General features: G+C 32.7%; 1 pseudogene. It reads left to right on the top strand.

Annotated features, from left to right (window positions below):
* Positions 1–377 (top strand): annotated as a pseudogene (locus tag HMPREF9074_RS09305) (TetR/AcrR family transcriptional regulator); the annotation flags it as partial.
* Positions 378–569: the final 192 nt, after the last annotated feature.

Below are 569 nucleotides of genomic sequence, written 5' to 3'. Positions count from 1 at the left end.
ATCAGAAAAAAGTAAAAGAGATATTCAATATCAATAGTGACCGTCCTATTTGGGAACTTCAAAAATACTACTCCAAAACCTACGAGCGTATGGAGATAGAATTTGCTAAGTCTGATGCGCGTTTTATAGATAAACTCTTAGAAAAAGGTTGGAAAGAAGGACTTTTTAGAGAGGATATCAATGTAAATTTTTATAAAACCTTTTACTCTAGTGTACAACGTTTGCGTTCTGTTGCCAACACTTTTCCTGAGAGAGAATTTCCTTTTTGGGATACTATTTATACCCTTATGGAGTATTTTTTCAGGATAGTGGTAAACGAAAAAGGTATGAAAGAATTAGAGCGCGTATTGCAGCTTAAAAATGAAAAATTAATATAAAAAAAGCTTGTTTAAAAGCCTATCTAACATATAAAAACAAATATCAATGAAAAGAATCATTACAACTATTTTGCTGTGTGCTACAGCAATTTCTTTTGCACAACAAAAAGAACTTACGCTAAAAGATGCAATACATTACGCTTTAGAACACAAAGCCGATGCTGAGAAAGCGCGCTTAGATGTGAAGAAGAG

Source organism: Capnocytophaga sp. oral taxon 329 str. F0087, assembly GCF_000213295.2.
GTDB classification, from domain to species: Bacteria; Bacteroidota; Bacteroidia; order Flavobacteriales; family Flavobacteriaceae; genus Capnocytophaga; species Capnocytophaga leadbetteri_A.
Note: the sequence above shows the minus strand (reverse complement) of the source record. Positions and strands in the feature narration are given on the sequence as shown.